Origin of the sequence: Novipirellula artificiosorum (assembly GCF_007860135.1) — a bacterium.
GTDB classification, from domain to species: domain Bacteria; phylum Planctomycetota; class Planctomycetia; order Pirellulales; family Pirellulaceae; genus Novipirellula_A; species Novipirellula_A artificiosorum.
The window spans coordinates 51,200-73,091 of sequence record NZ_SJPV01000001.1 but is presented as its reverse complement, the minus strand read 5'-3'; the positions used below and the strand labels follow the sequence as shown (position 1 = coordinate 73,091).

Here is a 21,892-nt window from a genome sequence, read left to right as displayed (position 1 = left end):
ACTTCCCTTGAAAGTGGCATCCTTGGTCGAATGCCACATTAGAACCTATCCAAGGCAAGGGGTGTAGTTGACTGAGGCTACAGCAAATCAGCAAACGCTTCATCGACGGCGGACAAAACTTCTTCATCGGTCGATTTCGTCTCCGACTCACGAGCTTCGGCGATCAAATCGAACACGTCGGTCGATCGCGGCGCGGCCGAGGAGGTGTCAACGACTTTCTCAGACGGTTCCAACTTCTCAGCCGATGAGTAGACATCCACGTGTGAGGTCTCGATGCTGGCCACCTTGAGGAAGTCGGATCCAACCACTTGCTCACCCGATCCACCGCCCGTGGAGGGTGCAGACAATTGGTTGATCACTCGCAACGCATCAAGCGAGGTGATCTGGTCGTCGCCGGTCGTGTCGTAGTAGTTCGGTCCCACATCGGTCGATGTCACGGGGATGCTCGATTGGTTGTTGCCCACTTCCGACAAGCGGTTGATGATCAACAAAGCGTCATGCGCCGTGACTTGGCCGTTGGCGTTCACGTCGCTGAACATTGTCGGATCTGGGTTCTGCAGCCGATGGGCAACGACGTTGATCGTCACGGTCGACGGTTCACTCACGCGACCAGCCGAGTCCGTGATCGTAAACTGGTACGAATCGGGACCGATATAGCCACCATCGGCGATGTAATCAATCGTACCGTCGTCCTGCGTCGTCGCGGTGCCGTGCGATGGGCCGTCAATGATCTGAAGACTGGTTAGATCCAACGTGCCATCGACAGCCGTGGCAACCGCACCCACATCGATCGTTGTGGTATCGTGACTTGTGGCCACGACGTTATCGAAGTCGGGCACGTTTGGAAGCAGACTGAGCGAGACAACCACCTGGGCAGGGTTGCTCTGTTGCCCCAGATTGTCAGCGACCGTGTAGTAGAACGAATCGCTACGATTGAAGCTGGCAAATGGGGTGTAGCGAACGGTTCCGTCATTTTCTACGGTCAACGCCCCCGCTTTGGGTTGCGTGGTGATGATGATGCTGGACGGGTCGATGGTCCCATCCACATCGACATCATTTGCCAGCGGCAGAATGATGGTCGCTCCCGCTTCGTTGAGCAGCACCTGATCGCCAGTCAAGATAGGAGCGTCGTTGACGCCGTCAATGTTGACCACGACCGTCGATTCGCTTTCATTTCCTGAGATATCTCGCACCACATAGGTGAAGGAATCGACATCCGATTCACCCGGTTTCAATGCCTGAATCGTTGCGGCATCCGAGGGATCGTAGGTGATTTGCTCGGTCGTCGAATTGTAGGTCAACATCGCTCCCAGGTTGGTGATTTGCGATGCAGGCATGACGATCGTCAAATGCTCGGCCGGATTGGTCTCCAAGTCGGGATCGACGTCGTTGCCGGTCAACTCGATTGCATCGAGAACCACGATCGCATCCTCATTCGTTTCAATCGTATCGTCGAACGATACAACGGGGTCGTCTTGTTCCACAATGGTGATCGTTAGGTTGACCGTCTCAGAGACGCCATCCTCCGAATCAATCGCAGTCACCTGCACGATAGCGGTTCCGCTTGCATTCTCCGCAACGGTGAAGGACAAGGTTCCCGAATCGCTGATCGCTGGCAAGCCACCCGCTGCGAACAGTGGTCGAGCGGAGGTCGGAGTCGCCACTTCGAAACGAACGGTTTGGTCGCTTTCGTTGGCGGGGCCCGGTGAAATGTCAGTGGCCCAATTCAATTCCTCAAACGGTGCACTGTCTTCAAGGACTTCTGCATCGTCGCCGGCGGTAAACGTTGGAATATCGTTAACCGGTGTCACCGTGATCGTGAAGGTCACCGGATCGCTTTCATTGTCATGTCCAACCACCGGATCGGTCGGGTTGCCGCTATCGCGAACGAAGACGCTGAAGACCGCTTCCCCGAACACGTCGGGTGCGGCGGTGTACACCAAACTGGCGGACCGGCCGCTAATCACGGCCGATGGTCCTGCGGCAAAGAAGCCCACCGGGACGTCGATCGGTGTAAAGACAAACTCCATTGTTTGTGACGCTTCGTCGGTTGCATCGGCGGGTCCGGGGCGAAGGGATGTTGCCCAATTGTTCACCACGACCGATCCTTGGTCTTCCGCCGACGTATGATTTCCCGCACCCGAGAACTGTGGCGGATCGTTGATACCGCTCACCGTAAACGTTGCCGTGGCCGTGGTCGTTAAGAAATCGTTCTCTGGGGTTCCTGCCGTGCCCAAATCCACACTGATGCCATCATCGGTGATGGTGTAAACGAACGTGTCGATTCCGACAAAGTTCTGTCTTGGTTGATACCGCAAACCGACAACGGCATTGCTTGAATCAAGCACGGGCGTCAACGTACCGCCTTGAGCGGTTCGGTTCGGCAACGGGCTCGCCATCGAGACGTTTTGGTTGCCACCCACGACCGGGGAGGTTTCGTTGTCAGGACCTACCAAGAAAATGTCAAGCAGTCCCGTCGTGCTGGCATCGCCAACCAATGGAACGTCGTACGCTGTGTCTTCGGCAAGGAAGTAATTCAGCGGAGATTCGGAGGGATCGATCAGCGGCGCGTCGTTCTGGGGACGTACTGCAATGGTCAATTTCTTCGTCGTGGTCGCCGTGTCCAACTCGCCCGGATTATCACGGAGCGTCACATCAAAGACGAACGACCCAAACACATCCGGTAAGGCAGCGAAGGTCAGGCCTCCATCGGTTGCCAGACTTGGCGGGTTGGAGAAGAAGTCGGTGACCAAGAACCCGTCCGCAGCGACGGTGAATTCAAGGTCTTGACTGACTTCGTCTTCTCCACCTCCACTTCCGATTTCAATGGCCGTACCTTCAAACGTCACCTCTCCTGCGTCCTCGAGCGATTCCACCAAGGTGCTCGGTAGCGTAAAGATTGGCGGATCATTGACCGCCAAAATGCGGAACACTGCGAACGCCGGGTCGCTGCGGCGGGATCCCGTATTCGCCGTGGAGGCTGGGTCGGATCCAGGCAAGCTGATCGCGCCTCGGTCGCGGATCACATAATTGAAACCATCCAACGGAGCATAAGGGAGCTCTTCGTTGTAATCACGAGCGGGTGCAAACGAACCCTCGGTGAAGACGCCATCCACAAAGCTGAACGTGAAGACACCGCCGGTCCGCGACGTGACGGTTTCTACTTGAAGCCCCGCGCCAAGGTCATCGCCGTCGATGACCACGAATTGATTGGTGCTATCGAGTAGTTGGAACTCGACGACATCAAATTGCTGCTCGCTTTCGTCATAGATTGGATTCATCGATGCGAGGAATCCGCCCGCCAGGGCATCTTGCGTCAACCGTGCACCGTCAAACGGCACCATCGTTTGTGGCAGAGGGTCGATCAGATTACCGAACGCATCGTACTCGACCGATTCGTCGACCGGGTCGAAGGTTTGATTCGCGGCAATCGGTTGATCGTTCACCGGTCGGATGTTGACCGTGACACGACGCGTTGTGTTGCGGGTGTCCGAAACCATGCTGCCGCTTGCAGCGTCGTAACTTTGACCATCGTCCGTTGCCGTTAAGTCAAAGACGGCATAGCCGTAAACATCCGGATTCGGAGTCAACGTCAAAACACCATATTCATCCAAAACGGGTGTCGAAGCAAACATCCCTGGTGGCTCGTTAACCGTCGAGACTGAGAATGTCAAAGTCTCGCGATCGCGTTCATCTTGGGCCGTACTGCGGCTGACAAAGATAACCGGTGGCAGCCCGTGGTCCGCCGGATCGTTGCTGTTGATGACCGACCCGGTATAGATGCTGTAGTAGACCGGCGTGTTGTCAGGCCGAACGTCTTCGAAGAATCGAACCGTTGGGACCATTGGGAATTCCGGTGCATCATTGATGGCACGGGTGCGGATGGTCATCAGCTTCGACTCACTGCGGTTGTTCATTCCAACCGGCGGTGTTGCCCCATCGGTGGTGTAGTCGATCGGAGAGGTGCCGACCGGGCTGATCTGGTCCGCACCTGGGATCGTGGTGGCACCAAAGTCTTCAACGATGTAGCTGAATACTTCGGTCGGATCAAATGGAGTCCGCTCATTCATATCGAGACTGGGGAAGAATTCGCCCTCGGTGAATTCGCCCGTCGCGACGTCAAAGTGGAATGTGATTCGGCCGGTTGCCAAATTGATTTCGGTACCGTTGAAATTATCTTTGTCCACTGTGACCAAACTACCACTGACATCCGTCACGGTAAATTCAACCACGCGTAACGATTGCTCTTCCTCGTCGTACTCGACTTGGCCGCTACTCGAAACACGATCCACATCATCCGTAAAGTCACTCGGTTCCGCCAATTCTGGGTTCTCCGTCGTTCCACCCAGGAAGTCCGCCGGCGCGAGCGGCAGTCGTGCAACGGCCCCGGTTGCCGCATTTGTGGAATCTGCAAACTCTTCAACCTCGGTCACCTCCAAATTGCGATCAAACGCGACGGGGGCGTCGTTCACAGGAGTGATGTGCACGGTCAAGGTTCGCGTCGTGCTACGGATGTCCTCGACCATCGTACCGCTCGTCGAATCGTAGCTCTGGCCATCATCGGTTGCGGTGATTTCAAAGACGGCGTAACCGTATACATCGGGATTGGGCGTCAATTTGAGAACGCCATATTGGTCGAGCACCGGCGTTTCGGCGAACATGCCATCCGGTTCGTACGTCGTGGTGGTGCTAAACGTCAACGTCTCGCGATCGCGCTCGTCAAGTGCCGTATCTCGACTGACGAAGATCGCTTCGGGCAAGAGGTGAACGGCCGGATCGTCGCTGGCGATGATCGCGCCACCGTAGACGTCGTAGTAAATCGGCGTATTGTCGGCTTGAACATCTTCCGCGAACGTGACGGTTGCGAACTCAGCAAACTCGGGTGCATCGTTCGTTGCACGCGTGCGAATCGTAACCTGCTTCGGTTCGCTGCGGTGATTCAAACCAACCGGTGGCGTCGCGCCATCCGTGGTGTAGTCGATCGGAGAAGTGCCAACCGGGCTGATCTGATCCGCCCCTGGGATTGTGGTGGCACCAAAGTCTTCAATGATGTAGCTGAAGACTTCGGTGGGCACGAACGGAGTACGTTCGTTAAGGTTCACGTTTGGCAAGTACTCGCCGCTGATAAATCCGCCGGTGGTGACGTCAAAGTTGAACGTGATCTTACCAGTCGCCAAAGTGATTTCGGTACCGTTAAAATTGTCCTTGTCCACGGTGATGAGATCACCCACGCTATCGGTCACGGTGAACTCGACGACACGGAGCGTTTGCTCGTCCTCGTCAAACTCTTCAAACGTTTCCACGTCGTCGGCAAAGTCACTGTCTTTCGACAAGCCTTGGGATCCCGTCAGGAAGCTATCAGGTGTTAAAACCAAAACCGCCGTCTGACCCGTGGGGGTATCCGTGAAATTCGTAAATTCTTCCACTTCATCGACTTCCAAATCACGATCAAACGTGACTGGCGGATCATTGACGGGGGTGATGTTGACCGTCAACGTTCTCGTCACGCTGTGGAAGGCGTCGACCAAAGTATCCGTCGCTGCATCATAGCTCTGCCCCGTATCGGTCACTGTGATCGTGAACACGGCGTAGCCGTAGGCATCGGGATTGGGGGTCAGCGTCAGCACGCCGCGTGTGTCGAAGACCGGTAGCGACGCGAACATGCCAGCCGGTTCATAGACCGTGGCGTACGTAAACGACAAGCTTTCGCGTGCCCGTTCATCGAGCGCCGTGTCGGCACTGACGAACAACATCTCCGGCAAGCCGTTTACGGCTGGATCATCCGAATCGATGATCGTGCCATTGTAAACGTCGTAATAGATCGTTGAACCGTCGGCTGCGACGTCTTCCTCAAACGAGACCATTCCGAAGTCGGGGAAGATGGGGACATCGTTCACCGGTGTCACGGTCATGACAACCGTTGCCGGTGCGCTACGCAAACTGCCATGGTCAACCGACATCGGCGGTTCGCCGACTTGATCCGCACCGTAAACGGTCAATTCGCCAAAGTCTTCGACGAAGTAGATGAACGAATCGGTCGGTGGGAATTCGGTGTTGTTGTTGTAGTCGGTGTTCGGTGTGTAGACCAAGTGGACCAAGGCGCCGACGCCGGTGGCATCCTTTTTGAAGAAGAACTCGATCGTGCCGCTCGCGGTCGCGAGCGTCGCCGTCGCTTCGTCGGATGCATCGTAAACCAGCGTTGCCGCATCGACGTCCGGCTCGATTGATCCAGGCAACCCGAACCCGACCACTCGCAGATCTTGCTCGTGTTCGTCGTACATCTCATCGAGGCCATTGCTAAACGTTGCTTCGAGTGCACCGCCGGTGCCCCCGAGACGCAGCAAGTCCGCCGCTGTGATGATCTTGAATCCAACGCCATCGCTGCTGGCATTGGGATCCAAAATGTTCGTACCGGTCAAGAATTCTTGGGCCTCGATCATCGTGACGTCAAGATCATTGGCCAATGGCGTATCATTGATCGGTTTGACTAAGACCGTCACCGTCGCGGTGGTTGTTAGAGGTGTGTCGGTTCGGACGCCGCTGGCGTCTTCGTCGATTCCGGTATCGGTGATCGTGTAGACGAACGTGTCGAGTCCGTAAACGTTTTCCGGAGCACGGTAGACAATCGTATCGTCAACGATCGACACGGTTCCACCGAGTACCGACACCGCATCGACTGCGGTTACGGTCAACGCACCATCATTGAAACCATCAAGTTCATCGTGGGCGGTGGCCGGTCCGTTGAAATCGTTCCGCAGCAAGTAGCCGTGCGGAATGACCAAGTCAGTGTCTTCGCTCGGTACCGGCGCGACTTCTGGATCCACAAAGTAGGCAACCCAATCGACATTGAATTCGCTGACGACATCATTATTTGCAACTGGCGTGTCGTTGATCGGCTTGACTTCAATGGAGACCATTCGAGTCGCCGTCAGCGGTGTGCCGGCGATGATGGCGCCGGTATCGGGATCGATCGATTCACCGCTGTCGGTGATCGTAAACGAAAACGCCTCGAGCAAGATCGGATCATCAACCAATCGCTGGTTGTCGCGATTCAAATCGGTGTTCGGAGTGAAGACCAAATCCGTAAAGTTGCCGCTGGTGTCATAGTGAACTTCGTATTGACCGCGGTCGGTTACAAATGGCCCCGATGCTGCGTTGGCAGCTGTGACCACGGTATTACCCCCAACCGTGGGCAATTCAACGGACAAGACGGTCAAGGTTTGGTTGTCTTCGTTCCACGGCGCCGCTGGCGTTCCGGGAGCCGGGGGATATTCGGCCAATTCGTCGGCAACGGCACCATTCAACAAGTCCTGGGCCGTCACCGTAATCGCCGTTTCTTCGAGCGTGACGAAGGTTTGATCCGCCGCCATTGGCGTATCGTTGACCGGGGTGACATTGATCGTGACCGTGGCCAGTTCGACATCGGCTGGCAAGGTCGATCCAGGGACCGGTTGCGTCGATACCCAATAGGTAAAGCTGTCTTGTCCATGGAAATCAGCAAACGGTTGGTAGACAAAACGGCCGGTTAACGGGTCGGTGACCGTCAACGTGCCTTTGGTCGGCTGATCGTTGACGACAAACCGCGGTGGCAGGAAGCCCGTGATCGCATCATTGACAAATAGCGAATTCAAGGTCAGGTCGGTCTCGGTGTCCAGCGTGCCGTCTTCGGCGATCGTGAACGTGTCGTCCGCTGGGATGGTCGGCTCCACATTGATGATTTGAACCTGATAGTCCTCAACTTCACCACCGATTGCCAACTCGTCCGGTCCAAGATTGCCTTCCTCGGAGATGCGGAACCTGGCCCAACGCATTCCATCGGCGGATCCCAGGGGTGAAACGATTTGTAACGTGTTGTCACCAACGGTTAATGGCTGATTTGTGAAAATTTGCTCGGTCGGTCCGAACGCACCATCTCCGTTGAAATCGATCCATGCATCCAACATGCCAGCGGAACTGGCGTTGATCGAAACCGCCGTTCCCAGTTGATCCAGTGGGTTCAAGAAGCCGAGTACATCGGCGGGATCGATCGTTGTAACCGGCGCCCCTGGTTTCAAGAAGACTCCGAAGTCGGTTGTTCCATCGTTGAAGATTCCAATCGTGAGGCCATCTTCATCATCAAACGCGTCAATCGCGATGGTCGCGGGGGCAGCAGCGTCGATCGAAACGACGGCGGCGTCCCCTTCGGACACCAGCGACGCGTCAATCGCATCGGCCAACTTGACAGCCAGAGACTCCGCGTCGTCGGTGACCGACAGCGGGACGGCGATGTTGCCACGTTTCGCTGCAAATCCGGTCGCTACCAACTCAAACGTTGCGCTGTTCGGTCCAATTTGAACCGTAATCTGTTCACCACCCACGGCGGTCACCGCGGGGTCGATCGCAATCGTCGAACTCGAGAGCGTGTTTGTCAACACAAACAGCGCGGAGCCCGAGGGTGAAGCGACTGATATCGATTGCGGTGTGTCATCGGTAGGCATCGACGCATCGGATTCGCCATCCACTCGCGAACCCAAACGGGGTGTCGCACCGGGTTGGATCGTGTGACGAGCGGAATTGCTCGCCAACAACGTACCGAAACTGTCCGGCGCGTCGCCATAATCGAGTTGCACGTCTGGCATCAAGATAAAGAACTGAGTCGATCCATCGGTCTGGTTTGATCGCAACGGATTGCCCGCCAAATCGGCAATCGTGGTGTTGTCGAGCGTAATCGTGTAGACGCCCGATTGCTCCCACAACGCCGACAACGGTGATAGCAGCAGCACACCCGTTTGTGTGTTGTAGCCAAGCGAATAATCGACGTTCTCCACCAACAATCGACCGTTATGGACAATCTTCACCGCTTCTTGCGAGATCGCGGGGTTGCTGGCGTCTTCCACCGTCAAGCCGTTGACCCCGGTTCCTTCGAACGGTGAACTGGGACCTCGACCATCCCCCAGCAGGATCTTGAAGTTTTCCAACAGCGGATTGGTCAGATGCACGACCGTTGCGTTGGGATCGCGGTCTTGTCCTTGAACATCGTTGTCCACCGGATTCAAAAGAACCGCATAAGGTTGATCGGTGTCCGATCGGTCGACGGCACCCCGGTCCTTAAAGACGTCGGCACCCGTACCGCCACCCGAACCGCCCGAGTCGACTCGCAATTGACCGTACACATCGCGGTTTGGCGCAGCGGTGGGTGATGCGGGAATCAACAGCGAACTTTTGAAGGTCACAAAGTTAGCGCGATCTTGTTCAACGTCTTGCGAGCTATCGAGTGCAGCGGAGGAGGCTTCCAAGTAGTAGTTGCGATTTGCGGCGTCGACGAACAACGGTTCGGAATCACCAGGCGTGATCGCAGCACCGCCGGTCGCTCCATTGGCAGCGTTGTTCTGGAAGAAGTTCGCGCTGATGATCGTACCGGTGCCACCGTTTTGAATCCCAACGGCCAAATCGGTCATCAAATTGTTCATCAGGTTCGGACTCGCTAGCCCGACCACATCGATTCCGATACCAGATTGTCCATCGCCAACAAGCGTATTGTTGACGATTTTGCCAAACGGCACCGGTCGCTGAGGATCCGCCGTATTCTCACCGGCAAAGCGGATCCCAGAGGATCCGGCAACCAAGTTGTTTTGGATCACGACGCCGGGAACTAATCTCGCAGTGTTCAATTGTGGGAAATTGATCGTCGATCCTGGATGCGGAACGCTGCCGCCCGCCTCAGCCGTCCCCGGTTGAACGTTGATCCCCACCACCGACGAATCGGTGATGAAGTTGGAATCAATCACGAAGACACCCTGAGCTCGATCGCGGTTGCGGTCTGCGACCAACCCGGTTCCGCCTTGCAGGATGCGGACGTCGTCGATGAAGGCACGATTGAGTCCCGCTGCCGCGGCGCTCGTGTCGCTGAAATCATAGACCCACTCGAACAAATGGTCGCCACTGCTGAATGAGAACTGAACGGTTCGGTATCCGAGATCGCCCGTCGCGATGGTTGTATCGATCGATGGGAAATCAGGGTCCGGTGGCATCAATTTCTGAGCGACACCGTCAATCAAGAACCGCAATCCATGTGCTTCGGCAGCAGAGGAGACGCTGTACGAAAACTCGATCACACCTGCGCCATCACCAGCAGTTGAAAGATCACTTCGCTGTGCGTGATAGACCGAGTACAGCTGTGGGGTTGCCCCGCCTTGAGAAACCGCTCCCGACTCGAGACTCAGCGACCCGGTGTAAGGATGGGTTGACGTTGGTTGCCATTCCGCAATCTCAGCCGCTGGGATCAGATTGCCACTGAGCGTGGTGTCCTCTGCGGTCGTCACCGGGTACGTCGTTCCCGCCTCGAAAGTAACCGATGCCGTTTCCGTGACAATATTGATGTGTCGGTCGTTGGTCTCGAATGTTTTGCTAACGAAGGGACCATTGGATGCGGAAAGAACATGCTCGGTCTGAGGAGTCCCTGAGCGTCGAATTTCGAGCTGGTAAGGTCCGCTGACAATATCCGGGAAGGCGTCGGAATCCGTGTCCTGGGTTCGCGCACCCGCTGCGTACAAGTCCGTAATCGAGGAATCGGCGATGGTCCCCGACACCATTTCGCCACGCTCTGCATAACCGACGATAATGTCGTCGACATAAAAGCCTTCGAAATCGTTGTTCAACGATCGAATGGATCGGGCGCTGTCTTCTAACCGACCAAATTGTTCACTCGGCAGACCTGCTTCGCCCATCATGCCGGCGGTACTGAAATCGAATCTCAATTGCACGTCGGACTCGCCTGCAAACGTCGACAAATCAATCCGCGCCTGTCGCCACTGGCCCGTATTGTCGAACAGTTCTTGAACCATTTGATCCTGTTCCGATCGTGGATCGGCACTGTTGAGTCCTGCATCGGATAGATGCGACAGGAAGCCAGGTAATTCGGCTTGATTGTTGCCACTGACGTTCGAGTTACTCAGCTGGGAGTTATTGGTTGCCAACAATTCCCAAGTCACCCCGCCATCTCTCGATGCGAACACTCGTGCGCTATCGCGGAACGGGTTATCGCCCGAGACATTGTTTTCGTGGCGACCTTCGTAGTCCTCGGTCTCAAGGAAATAGCTGAAGTACAGCGTCGGGCGATCGAGTTTACTCGTACCCGCCAAGGAGAAGTCGGACGTCTGCAACGAGCCAAGTGCACCACCTGGCAAATTGTAACTGTTGCTCGCGATCCCCGTGCTGCTCAGATCCTGGTGCTGCAATTGAGTTCGAATGCCATATTGCGCATTCGTTCCTACCTCAGGATTGATGTAGCTTTCGGTGTTGGCATTGGTTTGGTTTGAATTGACCCATTGCTCGAAACCAAAGTAAAAACTCGCTCCACCCTCCGACTGGTTAGCATTTCGTGTCCCCCCATTGATCGCATCAATGATATTCGCATTGACATCAGCAGGAGTACGCGTGGAGTCGGGAACCTGATTGATTCCATGCCCAGCGTCACTCGCTCGCATCATCGTCGGATGCCAAAGGTTGAAGTCGACCGGTGAAAAAGCCAAACCGATCGAATTGCCTGACATGCCCGTAATACTACTGACGAAGTCATCCGGCAATCCGTCCCCGGCAGCGCCGGTGATGGCAACCTGCGCAGCGGAACCATTGAGCATCAAGAAGTTGTCAACGAACAATGCGGGCTGATTCGTTCCGAGGTATTGGCCGGTGAAGCGAACGGTGACACCAGGATCCGGCAAGAATCCACTGGTTTGGATGTCGTTGGCGTTAATCGTCGCCAATTCCAACAGAGCATCATTGACGCTCAAGGTTCCATCGACGTCGGTGCCCAAGGGGACCGCGACGGTCGGGCTTTGAATCTGTCGAGTAACCGTTGCGGTGTGGTCTCCGTTGAACAAGGTGGTGATCGCCATCCCCGGTCCGGTGGTACCAACAAGGTTGCTCGCGAAGGTGAATTGGGTGATATTGGTGTCGGCAAATGCCCCAATGAATTCAACGATGTACGGATTCCCTGCGGAGCCATCGCCAGAAACCGCAAGGTTTCCGGTCAGAGCGACAAATGCGGTTTCAAGCGCCGTTTGTACTGCCGCTGCATTAGCATTGAACGCGATCCCCGCTGTCGTTCCAATCAGTCCGTTGGGTACATCCGAAAGCGACAAGGTGAAGGTTCCCGCGGTCGGTGTGCCCACAAACTGAATCTGCTGCCGTTCATTATTGGTCAGACTCGCCTGGCCATCGGTAAACGTTGTAATCGCGACATTGGGTGACGTCCCACCGGTCAAACTGTTGGTGAAGTTGACGGGTCCTAGGTTCTTGCCTGCGAACGGTCCCGTGAATTCGATCGTGAACGGATCTGCCAGTGTGCCCGCACCGGTCACAAAAACATTTCCAACCAGCGCAGCGATCCCGGATTCCAGCGCTGCTTGCACGGTCGCCGCATCGGCGTCAAACGCGATCAACGGGGTCGTGCCAACAAGCCCATTGTTAGGATCGTTCACTTCCAGCGTAAAGTTTCCGCCTGTCGGCGCGCCAGTGATCTCGACCTGTTGCTGCTCATTCGTCCATTGGCCGTCCACTGCCGTCGCGATCACGACATCGGGTGAGGTTCCACCGGTCAAACTGTTGGTGAAGTTGAAGGGCCTTAGATTCGTCTCAGCGAAAGTTCCAATGAATTCGATGGCAAACGGATCTGCCGTCGTGCCAGCACCGGTCACCAAGACATTTCCAACCAGCGCGGCGATCCCGGCTTCCAAGGCCGCTTGCACTGCGGCAGCATCGGCATCAAAGGCGATCAGTGCTGTTGTGCCAACAAGGCCATTGGCTGGATCGTTCATCTCGAGCGTAAAACCGCCGCCCGTCGGCGCGCCGATAATCTCGACCAGTTGCTGCTCATTGGCAGCCACGAAACCGGGTGCCGGTATCAACGTGATCGGAGGCACATTCTGGTTCAGCATCGCACCGACAAAACGGATGTTCAGTGGTGTTCCTGGTAGCGTGCCGCCAGTAACGACAACGTTACCCGCACCAATCAGTGGTAACGCTTCCAGGGCGGCTTGCACGATGGTGGCATCGGTATCGTAATTCAATAGCTCGGTCGCTGTTCCCCCAAACGATAGCTGGAACGTACCGCCGGTGTAGGAACCACCCAGCGTGACTTGATCAACCCGATCACTCACCAAAGCAGTCGTATCGACCGTTAGCGGTTTTAGATCCTTTGCTGCGAGGTCGCCGATGAATTCGATCGCTACCGCATTCACACTATTTCCCAGCAACGGTCTGGTCGTCACATTGACATTGCCAAAACCGATACTCGGCAAAGCCGTCAACGCATTGCGAATCTCTAGTGTCGAGGCATCGTAGGCGATCGGAGCGGTAGTGTCGATTAAGAACACCGTGTCCCCAATCGCGTGCGAACTACTCGTCGTGCCATTGATCCCGCGGATCACTTCATATTGATTGCCACTCACGCCGACCACGCGAAGGTCTTCGTTGCCGATTCGCAAGTTGAATGGAGCAGTGGTCGGGAACGGGACGGCATCAAACACCGTCAACGTGTCGTTCAAGACTTCTACGGAAGTCCCCAAGTAATGGAAATCAATCGATGTCGAATTCGCAGCTCGTGTTACCGTCAAATCGTTGCCGGCAACATTCGTGACGATCATCTCCTCATCATCAACACGAATCGTGAAGGGGGTTGCCGCTGGGAACGGCGAAGCATCGGAAACTGAAAGGGTGTTCGAGGTTGATTGATTGTCGATGTCCACCCCCGCGAGAGTCGATTTCACGGTCGTTCCCAAGACGCTGTCCAACGGCGAGGTCACCACTTCGTACACGGTTGCCGTATTGGGATGTGCCGAGGCGGTGGTGCCGTTGACGCCGCGCGTGACTTGCAGAAGTGTCCCGAACCGACCGGTTACCAACATCTCTTCGTTCTGAACACGGATCACGAAAGGTGCGGCGGGGAAGTCGTTGAGATCCTGAGCTCTGAAGGTGGTTGCGATGTCGCTGATCGCATCGACGGGGCTGGTGACTCCGCCCTGATCTTTCTGGAACGACAGCGTGAACGTTCCATCGTAGGCAACCGTGTCAAGGTTCTGTACTTCGTTGGGGCTAACGATGCCAGGCGCGTTGGCGGAAATCGGATCGGTCGTGAGCGGCCCCGAACCGTTGTCAAACGAGAGCGTGAAATAACCATCGGTCGTCGGTAAGCCAGGAGTCACCGTGATCAACTGCGAAGAATTGCCCGAGTCAAAGATATTGACCACATCGCCATTGGCATCAATCGCCACGACGCGATCGTCGTCCGTGATCGCAAAGAAGGTGTTGGCGTAAATCCCACCTTCAGCGTTTTGCGGGCCTAGGGTGAGCCCTTGGAAATTGAACGGGGTACCGGTCGAATCGGTCAACTCCGTACTTTGGGTCACCAAGGCTGAATTCTTATCGATCGCAATAAATTCACCGCCGCTGGTCACCCCGAAAAGACGGCCGCTGCCATCAAAATTCTCGAAGGACAATCCAGTGACCCGTCCGGCTAAGGGCCCAAGCCCGTTACCGTCGAGTCCGACGCCGGTGAAGACGCCTCCACCGCTATTGGCGAGACTCAGTGCCGCCGTGCCGCCATTCCCTTCGCCATCGCCAGCGTTGCCACCATAGACGAGCGCTGTCACGATCTGGCTGGCGTCGTCATGAGAATTGATCGCGTTGACGATGTCCTGAGCCGATCCCGCGCCGGTGAACGGAGGACCGCCGGTGGCATTCAATCGCAAATTGATGGTACGAGAACTGAGACTGGCGCTGGTCACGGCCGTGGGTTGATTCGTGCTGACGAATACATTGATCGTGAAATTGCCTGCGTCACCGGCGACACGGGACTTGAGACGGATACTGGTGAAGTTCGGTGGATCCGCGGCATCCCGCGCCGTAAGGAATGTCGTTGCATAGGTCACCCCGGCCGGTTGAATGTCTCCGAGCACACCGTAGCGTGGGTTCCCGCCTGCAGCTCGCGTCGGCGTGGCGTCACCGGTTTGGGTCGCGCGATACAACTTCGATGCCGTATCGGATTCACGGACCGAGAAATAAACATCGTATTCTGGGATGGGGGCCGGGTTACTTTGGTTGTCGACGCCGGTCCGCTCAAAGGTTAACGCATCCACTTCGTCGGAATTGGTAATCTCGAGCGCACGTTGATCACGGCTGCGTGTGTTGCCTTGGTCATCGATCGACGAGACATTGGAACTCGATTCGGTCCCAGGGATGTTGTCGTTTTGCGTTGACAGGATGGCACCGGTACCGGGGTCGATTTCCACCAACGCACCGACCGTATCGGCAACGTTGTTCAGCCGCTGATAACCAAACATCCGTCCGTCGGTTCGAATGACGATGTCTTGGATGTCGTTTTGCCCGGTCACGAACGTCGCGCCGCCAGCGGTCACCTCGGTCTTGTAGGCACCACTGTTGTAGGTCTCGGCGGTGTAGAGGTTGTCGCCGTTGTCCGTTCCGGCAACATCGGTGGCTGCGTACAACACAACGTCAGAGAGATCCAGCGCCCGGACGTGCGTCTCGAGCGCCACGGTGGTGCGGATATCCAGAATGGGTCCGAATTCAGGAAGAACGATCGAATAGTCATTCGAGTTATAGCCCGTGAAGCCAATGTGATCTTCGACGATACGGGTCACGGAATTGACGGGCTCAAGCCGGACCAATGCGTTGGCATCATCGGCAAGATCGGCGACGAACGCGCCCATCATCGCGGTTGGCAATTGCCGGTCACTCATGACCGCAACGTAGTAGGTGCCGCCCGACGGCAAATGAACCGGCCCAATGTAGGCGTCTTTCTTGCCAAGGGATCCACGCCCGAGATCGGTCACGGCACTGTTCGGATCGGTTGGGTTGCTCGGTTGATCATCGATAATGTTGGATTCTCGACCCACATAGATCAAGTTTTGATTGTTGTCGTACACGGCAACGGTCGTGTCACCACGCACGGCGTTATCGGAATAATCCAAATCGAAGACCACCGCCACGGTTCCGGGATCATCGTTCACACCGCCGATGACTTGGACGCCCGTTTGCGCGACGTCGAATTCATACCAATCGACATCGTTGGCATCCGACAAAACGCCCGAAATACTCAGTGCGGCAAGATCGCTTTGTAGCAAGTTGGTCAACGGTTGTGACTCAGCGAACGTTGCCCCCTGACCAGGCAATTCGCCGGCCTCGCCAATCAATGGACTGTGAGCAGGAAGCCCTTGCACATCAATCCCGGTTTGTGCAAAGCGAATATCGGCGAACTGAACCGTTGAACCAGGAAATTCGTTAATCTGACGCAGACGGACTTGCAAGCGATAGGCCCCTCGGCTTTCGCCTGCGATCACCGTTGCATCACCCGCGGACGCGGGGTTGCTGCGAATTCGAACAAAGTAGGTTCCGGGTGTCCCGGTAACGCCGGGCAGGACGTAGCGAAGTCCGGGGTCACGGAAATTTTGCGTGTAATGGTCCCCGCCCAAGAGCGAGTTCTTGGTCAACGAATTGGCGTTCAGGTCGCCGACCCCGCCCACATCCCCGGACCGCATCGATCGTGCCAACACGGTACCGGCTGCGTTGACGACTTCGATCACTGCATCGAGCGTTGGATCGGTTCGGTCAATGTCCAGCCAAACTTCGGTTCCGGCCGTACCACGAAAACTGTAGACATCGACATCGTTTGAGTCGTTCGGGCTGATGAAGCCAGAAACTTCGAAGCCCAATCGGCTATTCTCATCACCACTCTTTTCGTTCGCGGCCAACGTTCCGAGCAACTGCGAAACGGTTGGATTTGCATTCACGTCATTGCGATTGGTGATCGTGTTTTCAAGTTCGCGAACCACGGCAACGTTTCGGTCATTGCTGTATTCGTCAAACAAAAAACCACGCCAAGCACCAGAGTTTCCGCTCGATGGGTTGTTCGTATTGTTTGTGTTCTTCATCACTTCGCCGGTCGGCGTGAAGCCAGCACCGACCAAGTCATCGGCCAAGTCGGTCAGGATGACCGGGTGCCCCACGGTTCCAAGCACATGGATCGTCCCACCGACACGATCTTGGATCTCTTGTGGTGTGCCCGTCGCTGTGAAGCCAGCGTTTCCGCCGCTCAGTTTGACCACCAGGCTTTCCGAGTTGCTGCTTTGCAGCGTCAGTCCGCCGTAATGATGCAAGTTGTCGACGGTGATCAAATTGCGTAGCACATGCACCATGTCGGTGTCGTCCCAAACGCTTTGAGTCGTCAACACTTCGCCACGAACGCTCATCCCGTTGATGGCGTTGTTGTCAAGCTGGTTCAAACGGACCATTGGCCCGGCGTTGTCCGCAAACTGATCAAACGATTCCACCGCTCCGGTCGATCGACCCGAGTCACGCAGGTTTTCAAAGCGTAGTGAATTCGCATTGATGCTGATTGCGGGCGCCGAGTTATCAACAATTTCATTATTGACAATGATCGGCTGAGCCCCACGCACGTAGATCACCGAGGAGGCATTGGCCCCAAGACCACCACGTGAACCGGACGCATTGCCAGACGCATTGTATTGCAACAAGCTGTTGGTGATGCGGAAATCTGCTTGATGGACTTCGATCGCGTTGAACGGAGCACCACTGGTGTTGGAAGTTCCTCCCCCGTAAGCAATGATCGCATGATCCAGGCTACCGGAAGTCGCTTCGCCAAAGTGCAACCCGCTCCAATCTCCACGCTGAGGATCGATCGTCGTGCCATCGGCGTCGAAGGAACCGCTGCCACCGTAGCGGTCATCTTTAAACGAGGTGAAGACGACCGGCCGGTCAACGGTTCCTTCGGCGATCAGGGATCCCGAACCGCGTTGAATTTGAATCACCGCTCGGTTCATCTTCATCACGATGCCTGGATCTACAACCAAACGCCCCGCTGCGCGAGCGACAAGCGGCCCGGATGTGGTTTCCAGCACGGGGCCTCCGGACGCACCGGAAATGATCAGGTTTTCGCTCAGAATGTGAGTGATGTCCGTATCGTCGAAACGGCCCGAAACCGTCAACGTATCGATGCTGCCGCCCACCGGCGTTTCCACTCGAATGAACAGCCCGTTGATCGTGTTGTCGGACAGCGAGTTGCCAACGACATCGGGGCCGATCCGGCCCAAGGAATCATCAAAGGAGTCGGGGCTGGCAGAGATCGCTGCATCGTCATTGTCGGTCAATCGATTGAAAGAAATCGTCGGGCGAGCGTCGACCAGATGAATCGGTGAAAAGACCGATTCATTCGCATCGACAAAGACCTTGCCGCCGCCATTCTTGATATTGACGTGATTGACATAGTTCAAGAAGATCCCACGATCTTCCAGATCCGAGTCGTCGCGGAACACGATCCCCCCAAAGTCCCCTGCGCCAGAACCGGGACCCACGCCGTCGGAATTGCCACCGACCGAATCATCGTGGTACGAACGCAAGAAGACGGCGTTATTGGGTGTGCCAAGAACTTGAATCGATGAATTCGCTCGGCTGATATTCGCAGAGGACGAGCCGGCATCAAAATTGGCCTTTCGCATCTTGAACAGGGTGCCGGCGTGCAGCATCACGTTGACGCCTTGAGGAACCAGGAACTCGGCACCATCCACCAACGGATTTCCGGCGGTATTCAGACCCACAAGGTAGGGTCGATTGTCCGAGAGTGTGTTGATATTTTGGTCCGCACCCCCATTGCCAACGATCTTCACCAAATTCGGTGCGGCGACAAACGTTGGCGCACCACTGACATCCAAGTTGTCGATATTGGCAAGCTGCATCACCTTGCCCGTCACGGTCGACGTGACGGTCGCGCGCAATCCTCCTGCCGAACGGGCATTGTCGATGGCCGTTTTGATCTTGCCCGTGATCGCAGCCGCATCGTCCGCCGGGTCCAGCGCGATGTCATAAGGGCCTGAGCCATCAAACTCAAAGGTGACAATATTGACACCGTCATCGATCGTGAACGATTGACCGCTTAAGGTCGCTGGGTCGACATCATTTGGAACAACGATGCGATTGCCGGCCGCTAACAGTGCCGAATCAATCTCATCAAACGGATTGTCGATCGCCCCGTTGCCTTGTGGCACGTTGGCGATCGTGTCGGCCACTTTGTCGACATACAAGGTCGCGCTCGGATCGCTGGCTTGGAACCAGAATGAATAGACGCCCCCCGGTGTGCCATCGTTGTCGCCGTCAATTGCGGTGCCACTGACATCACGAAGTGCACCATCGCGGTCGGCATCAAACGCTAACTTCAATTGATAGGCACCGTCGGTCGTTCCACCATATCCGGAATCCGCGACGCGTGGATCGTATTGTGTGTTCCCTGTACTGGTGACGCCAATGAAATAGGTGCCGGGTTCAAGGGTCAGATCGATCAACGAATCGGCGCCAAAGTATTGGTCGTTCTGAGCCACCTTTTCAATATCGCCACCAGCGATCTGCCGATACAACGTTAACGCTGTGTTGAGCAAACTGGGCGTGGGCAATCGTTCCGCAAACGTCTCGGCGCTGAATCGGCCCGTTTGACTCAGCGTGAACTGATACATGTCGATATCGGTACTGTTGGGCGGTACGATCCGCTGCAAGTGAACGATATCGTTGTCGCCCGGCCAAACGTCGTTGGGCAAGGTAGCGCCCATGGTGGCGGGAACATCATAGGCGTGACCCAATCCGAGCGCGTGCCCGAGCTCGTGGAACATGACCGCTGAAAAACCGTCGCCATAGAAACGGGTGGCTTGATCGTAGATGGCACCATTGAGAACCACCGCACCGCTGCCACCGAGCCCTGCAACACCGCTATTGGGACCGATCGTCGGATCAAGCGAACGAAGGTCCCCTTTGCCAACCATCAATTGGTCGCTGAACGGACTCGTGGCAGGCGATTCAACGAACTCATAGCCCGATTGTTGTGCGTAGATCTCGAAAATATCGCGTACAATCTGCTTTTCGGTTTCGGTGATCAAGTTGGCGTAACTACCGCCGGAGGTATCGGAACCAAGCGTATCGGGGAAGTAGTACCTCCGGACACGGGTTGCTTGCGGCACCGTCGGCGTGGTGCCCGTCGCCGAGATATGAGCTTCACGCTGGATTTGGCGATGCCCTGGATCATCCTCGCTACCGGGACGTGGCGGCAACGGGATGGACTGCCGCACGATCGAGCTGCTGATCGTGATCCCGGCGGCACCGAGGCTGCCCAAGTCGGTGGCGTCATCAACCGTCGTGTTGACATCACTCGTCGAGATCGAGCTGCCCGTCACCGATGCATTGATGCTGTAGGAACCGGTCGAAACACCGTCCTCACTGCTGACTTCGATATAGAACGTGCCGCTGGTGGCGATCGGAATTCCAGCAAGCAGCACTTCGTCCCCCGCCGCTGCGGTGGCGGATGCCAATTCGGCACCACCGGCATCGAGGATTCGAACAAGGCCTTTCAGCATTCCATGAGGTTGCACCGTCACATCCAAGGCGGTCGTGGGTGCCGGAGGTGCAGCCGGGACATTGATTTGCACTTCGTACAGATCAAGATCCGCTGTGTTGTTACTGGCTCCGCCAACATCACCAATGAAACCGTTTTGGCTAAACGAATTCGAATCGGACAGGAGCCCCACTTTGACTGCGCCCGAAAGCGTCGAGTTATCCCCGCCACTGTCGCCGATGTCCAAGCGGTAGTTGCCTTCGGGGATCGCTGCCGCGAAGGTCAAGACCACACTATTTTCGCTTCGATCATACGTCACGCTCTGTGGCAGCGTCGTCATGTCGTCGCTTGGATCGGCCGATCCGGCCGTATTGATCAAACGATAAAATTTGGGATCGATCACCTCGGCCCCATCGATCGCTTGATCGTCAAAATAGACAACGATTTGGTTGGAGGCTTCTGCGAGCTTGGTCGACCGCACGACGCTCCCCACACCGCCAAACAACGACGCGTTGCCAACGCTCATCAAGGGAACTTGCTCACCGGCGTATTGGCCTTGGAACGTGACTTCCCGAGTGCCGCCGACCAAGATGTCACCGCTTTGGATGCCATCGAGTGCCTCAAGCGCGGATTGGATCTCTGTATTGGTACCAGGGAATGCGATCGGGATCGTCGTTTCGCCCTTGAACGAAAGCGTGTACGTACCGCCGCTGACACCACCACCGAACTGAACTCGCTGCGTGTTTCGGCTGACCGGTTGCGGAACGACCGAGACCACTTGGGCACCGCGATCGAGCCGGAAGGTGGTTTGGAAATCGTTGCCATCGTTGAACGCTTCACCGGCGAGGTTCGTCAACGGCGCTGCGCCAGCGCCCACGATCTCGATACGATAGGTGTCATCGGGGAACGCGGAGCTTGGGTCCGTCGTGTTGAACGACGCGGAGCTTGAAGGCCGGAAAACGATATGCTGCAAGTCGTCCGCGTCGGTGCTGCCGGGTTCGGCTAATCCGACGTAACCGAGTGCAACCGCGACATCGTTTGCTTCGCCAAACGTTCCATCACCGCCGCTGCGCACCAATCGGACCGAATTGTTACCAATCGTCGACTCATCCAGATTGGCACCGCCTTGGAACAATAAATTGAACTCACGCGGCGCGATATTCAAGGTATCGTTGTTCTGTAGCAGGGCGCCGGAATCGGGACGGATTGCGATCAAATCGGGGCCGGCCAAGAGTTGACGAGCTTCTAATTGCTGAGCCAGCATTTGGCGCGAGTGGAGCCGATGGCTGCGGCCTTTGCGACCACGTCGTCGTTCGGATTGGGAACCAAACAAAGATCGAATGCGTCGAAGAGTCATGGATAGAATTCCGGGAAACAAATAGTTGCGGTGAGTCGTTGAGGGAGAGAATCAGCGGTTACAGCGGGAAGGGCCAATCACTGGAACCCGACCTACTGCGCTCGATCGATGGCAGATCATCGTGATACACCCTGTACTTTGGAAAG

General features: G+C 56.1%; 1 protein-coding gene. It reads right to left on the bottom strand.

Annotation, left to right across the window (positions count from 1 at the left end; all coding sequences use genetic code 11):
• Window positions 1-77: 77 nt before the first annotated feature.
• Window positions 78-21,746: a tandem-95 repeat protein gene (locus Poly41_RS00060; protein ID WP_146523904.1), complete on the bottom strand. Its 21,669-nt coding sequence runs from the start codon at window positions 21,744-21,746 to the stop codon at window positions 78-80.
• Window positions 21,747-21,892 lie beyond the last annotated feature (146 nt).

Coding starts and splice junctions, on each gene's coding strand:
- Poly41_RS00060 (WP_146523904.1), bottom strand. CDS start 21,746: ATGACTCTTCGACGCATTCGATCTTTGTTTGGTTCCCAATCCGAACGA.